Origin of the sequence: Symbiopectobacterium sp. (assembly GCF_051710365.1) — a bacterium.
GTDB lineage: Bacteria > Pseudomonadota > Gammaproteobacteria > Enterobacterales > Enterobacteriaceae > Symbiopectobacterium.
The window spans coordinates 1-3,434 of sequence record NZ_JBPETA010000259.1 but is presented as its reverse complement, the minus strand read 5'-3'; the positions used below and the strand labels follow the sequence as shown (position 1 = coordinate 3,434).

6 protein-coding genes and 1 tRNA gene are annotated in these 3,434 nt (G+C 50.3%); all 7 read left to right on the top strand.

Annotated elements, in window-relative coordinates; genetic code table 11:
* Nucleotides 1-89: 89 nt before the first annotated feature.
* The 7 genes from ACTBDZ_RS16220 to ACTBDZ_RS16190 all read left to right on the top strand — a co-directional run bounded on the left by ACTBDZ_RS16220 (nucleotide 90) and on the right by ACTBDZ_RS16190 (nucleotide 3,417).
* Nucleotides 90-165: transfer RNA gene (locus ACTBDZ_RS16220), tRNA-Phe, on the top strand.
* Nucleotides 166-244: 79 nt separating this feature from the next.
* On the top strand, nucleotides 245-457 hold the full coding sequence (locus ACTBDZ_RS16215; RefSeq protein WP_438815808.1) for a class II holin family protein: 213 nt from the start codon (nucleotides 245-247) through the stop codon (nucleotides 455-457).
* Nucleotides 457-984 carry a lysozyme gene (locus ACTBDZ_RS16210; RefSeq protein WP_438816075.1) on the top strand — a complete coding sequence of 176 codons (528 nt, stop codon included), beginning with the start codon at nucleotides 457-459 and terminating at the stop codon, nucleotides 982-984. Before ACTBDZ_RS16215 ends, ACTBDZ_RS16210 begins: the two co-directional genes overlap by 1 nt.
* Nucleotides 981-1,406 (top strand): lysis protein, encoded by a 426-nt coding sequence (locus ACTBDZ_RS16205; RefSeq protein ID WP_438816074.1) that lies wholly within the window; start codon nucleotides 981-983, stop codon nucleotides 1,404-1,406. Before ACTBDZ_RS16210 ends, ACTBDZ_RS16205 begins: the two co-directional genes overlap by 4 nt.
* A 155-nt stretch (nucleotides 1,407-1,561) precedes the next feature.
* Nucleotides 1,562-1,783 carry a hypothetical protein gene (locus ACTBDZ_RS16200; protein ID WP_438816073.1) on the top strand — a complete coding sequence of 74 codons (222 nt, stop codon included), beginning with the start codon at nucleotides 1,562-1,564 and terminating at the stop codon, nucleotides 1,781-1,783.
* A 271-nt stretch (nucleotides 1,784-2,054) separates the two neighbouring features.
* On the top strand, nucleotides 2,055-2,651 hold the full coding sequence (locus ACTBDZ_RS16195; protein WP_438816072.1) for a Rha family transcriptional regulator: 597 nt from the start codon (nucleotides 2,055-2,057) through the stop codon (nucleotides 2,649-2,651).
* Nucleotides 2,652-2,952: 301 nt separating this feature from the next.
* Nucleotides 2,953-3,417 (top strand): terminase small subunit, encoded by a 465-nt coding sequence (locus ACTBDZ_RS16190; protein WP_438816071.1) that lies wholly within the window; start codon nucleotides 2,953-2,955, stop codon nucleotides 3,415-3,417.
* Nucleotides 3,418-3,434: the final 17 nt, after the last annotated feature.

Here is a 3,434-nt window from a genome sequence, read left to right as displayed (position 1 = left end):
TCGCACATCTAGGTTTGTTGTTCCCTCTATATCAGTTTGGTACAGATGTGCGATAAGGCCTCGGTTAATCACCGGGGCTTTTTGCATCTGGAACTCTGGCGTAGATGGTTCGCGCGGATGCCTGAAGGGCATCAGGAGATAGTTCGATTCTATCGGGTTCCACCAATTTTTAAGGCTCACTTCGGTGGGCCTTTTTATTTCCCCTCAATCACACAGCGCCATCCGAAAAATCGGCGGTGAGGCTATGCAATTGGACAAAATAACCACTGGCGTTTCGTACGGCGCATCGGGTGTAAGCGGCGGTTACTGGATGCTGCAATTACTCGATACCGTATCGCCGACACAATGGGCGGCGCTGGGCGTACTCAGTAGCCTGGTATTTGGCCTGCTTACTTTTCTGACCAACCTCTATTTTAAAATCAGGGAAGACAGGCGCAAAGAAGCGCGGGGTGAATAATGTCGAAAGCAAGCAAACTCAGTGCGGCAATGCTGGCGCTAATCGCTGCTGGCGCGACTGCTCCCGTGATGATGGCGCAATTCCAGACTGAAAAAGAGTCTGTCCGTATGAATGCCTACCCTGATGGCGGCGGTATCTGGACGATTTGCGGTGGCGTGACACGGGTAGATGGCAAGCCGGTAGTGAAGGGCATGAAGCTGACCACTGAACAGTGCGCGAAAATCGATGCCATAGAGCAGCAAAAGGCGCTCGATTGGGTGGATCGCAACGTTAAAGTGCCGCTCACTGAGACTCAGAAAGTCGGCATTGCCTCATTTTGTCCGTGGAATATCGGTCCCGGTAACTGCTTCACCTCAACGTTCTACCGCAAATTGAATGCAGGCGATCTGATGGGTGCCTGTAAAGAGATTAAACGCTGGATTTGGGACGGGGGCAAAGATTGTCGTATCCGCTCAAACAACTGTTACGGGCAGATAGAGCGGCGTGACCAGGAGTCCGAGCTTTCTTGCTGGGGGCTGGGCGGATGAAGCCATATATCTACGCCGTTCCGCTTATCCTCATTGCTGTGCTGTCATTCGGCGTCTACTACTACCACAACGCATACAGTAAAGCCGATCACGATTTGAAGCTGGCTAACGCCACGATAAGCGACATGCAAACCCGTCAGCGTGATGTTTCTGCGCTTGATGCCAAATACACGAAGGAATTAGCCGATGCGCAAAAAACCATTAGCGATTTGCATCGGGATGTCGCTGCTGGCCGTAAGCGGCTGCTCGTCTCCGCAACCTGTAGCAATAATCCCACCACCCCCGGCGTGGCTAATGCAGGAACCGCCAGAATTACTCCAGATGCTGAACGGGATTATTTCCGTCTCAGAGCCGGAATCGAAACCATCACAAAGCAACTGACCGGATTGCAGCAATACGTCCGTGAGCAGTGCACGAGGTAATCACATGAAATATCTGTGACGCCATCGTAATTCTGTCTCTGCTGTTCGGCGCTCTCTATACAATTGATGGACTGACAAACATTGGCTACTTTGCGGGATGGCTATTCGGCACACTTAGTCTCCTTGGCTTTATGATGACTACAATCCGGGAAAGTATGGAGAAAAAATACACGCATCAGCCTTTGATGTGGCGAATTTACGACGTCGTTACTGATATTGCTTATGTTTCTTTTGCTGTGTACTCAGGCTGGTTTGTGCTGGCGACAGTGTTCTCACTGCAAGGTCTCTGCAAGGCGCAATTTAATTCCGAACAAGAGAAGCGGATCACCGACGAAAAGAATTCCCCCGACAAGGAATCAGATTGTGTAACCCCTTGAGACGTCTTCACACGCTTCTGTTTGAAACGGGATCGTGCCTAACTGGCGCAACTATGTGAAGCGTGTCAATGCTGCGAAACCAAACAATGAGGCTCGGTTAATCCGGGCCCTTTTTGTGTCCTGCAATATCCCACACGCCATGCCCGGCGTAATCAAAGCATAGAGTCTTACAGAAACAAGCCTTGGAGAAATGCTGGTTTGGGCCGGTAGCCGTCTCTATGCGCTAGCGTTTCTGGGCAACAAGGCTCGTTTCTATAAGGTAACTACCGCTATGACTACATCATTAGTTGTTTTATCCAGCCATGAAGCCCCGACCATGAGCAGTCTGGAAATGGTCGATTACATCAATGCTGACCGGAAACAAAAAGCCGAGGCGATGGGGCTAAAGTTCCCCTGCAAGCAGTATCGAAAACTTGAACATCGCAGCTTTATGAGAAAAGTGCCGAAGGTACTGGGGGATGCAGCTGAAAAATATTTTGCATCTGACTCTTACATCAATGGTACAGGCGGAAAGGTTGAGCGTGAAATCTGCAACTTCCCCAAGCGCGAAGCCTGTCTGATGGCGATGAGCTACAGCTACGAGCTTCAGGCTCAGGTTTTCGATCACATGACTGAGCTTGAGGGGGGCAAGGATATTAATCTACTCGACTTCTCCGGGCTAACCGAAATGACCATTCAGCAGATGACAAACCGCGTGGCTGCTGCTGAGAAATTCTCTTTCGAAGAGCACGGACAGACGGGTAGCGCTTTGATGACCCGCCGCAAAAAAGAGAAGAAAGCCATTAAGAAAGCAGAGCAGTTGCTTAAAGACCTTATCCAGTTCAGGCTGTGCGATTTGGGCGATTTCCCTGATGGAGAGCCAGCATGAACCATGCTGATTTCATCCACGCTAACGTGAAGTCGAAACTCATCAGTGACGGGTTTGCTATTTCCGTGGCTCAGACATGCGCAAACAAAGCGGTAGATCACTACCGCTGTTCAAGCTCAGCATCAGGGAAGGGGAAGATGTTTGACGATTGCTTGCGCATAGCGAAGGCATGGGCGATGAAGTACCAGCCCAAAAAGAAATGACGAAATCCAGAGCATTCTCCCGAGAGTGTTCGATATTTCAGCATTAAGTTTATGCGAACTACGGGAGGAATCCCCACTTAACAGCAGGAAATTCCAAAATGGCAAAGCTCACCGACAAACAAGAGCTGTTTGCCCGTGAGTTCATATCAGACCTCAACGCCACTCAGGCGGCCATTAGGGCGGGATACAGCGAGAAGTCATCCCGCAACCAAGGTGCCAGGATGATGGCGAATGATGACATCCTGACGCGCATTGCAGAGCTCAAGGCAGAACGCAATGAAGAAGTCGGAGTGAATGCTGCCTATGTCCTGCGCCGCCTGGTTGAGATAGACCAGATGGACGTGCTCGACATACTCCTTGCCAACGGCGAACTGAAGCCGATGAAAGACTGGCCTAAGACATGGCGCACGACTTTATCCGGTATGGATGTTATCGAAATGGCAGGTAACTCCGCTGGGCTACTCAAGAAGATTAAGTGGCCTGATAAAGTTAAAAACCTGGAGCTTCTTGGTAAGCATGTCAGCGTTCAGGCATTCCGGGATAAGTTAGGCTGTGTCCCTTAATTGCGTAACCGGTGGTA

Coding starts and splice junctions, on each gene's coding strand:
- ACTBDZ_RS16215 (WP_438815808.1), top strand. CDS start 245: ATGCAATTGGACAAAATAACCACTGGCGTTTCGTACGGCGCATCGGGT.
- ACTBDZ_RS16210 (WP_438816075.1), top strand. CDS start 457: ATGTCGAAAGCAAGCAAACTCAGTGCGGCAATGCTGGCGCTAATCGCT.
- ACTBDZ_RS16205 (WP_438816074.1), top strand. CDS start 981: ATGAAGCCATATATCTACGCCGTTCCGCTTATCCTCATTGCTGTGCTG.
- ACTBDZ_RS16200 (WP_438816073.1), top strand. CDS start 1,562: ATGGAGAAAAAATACACGCATCAGCCTTTGATGTGGCGAATTTACGAC.
- ACTBDZ_RS16195 (WP_438816072.1), top strand. CDS start 2,055: ATGACTACATCATTAGTTGTTTTATCCAGCCATGAAGCCCCGACCATG.
- ACTBDZ_RS16190 (WP_438816071.1), top strand. CDS start 2,953: ATGGCAAAGCTCACCGACAAACAAGAGCTGTTTGCCCGTGAGTTCATA.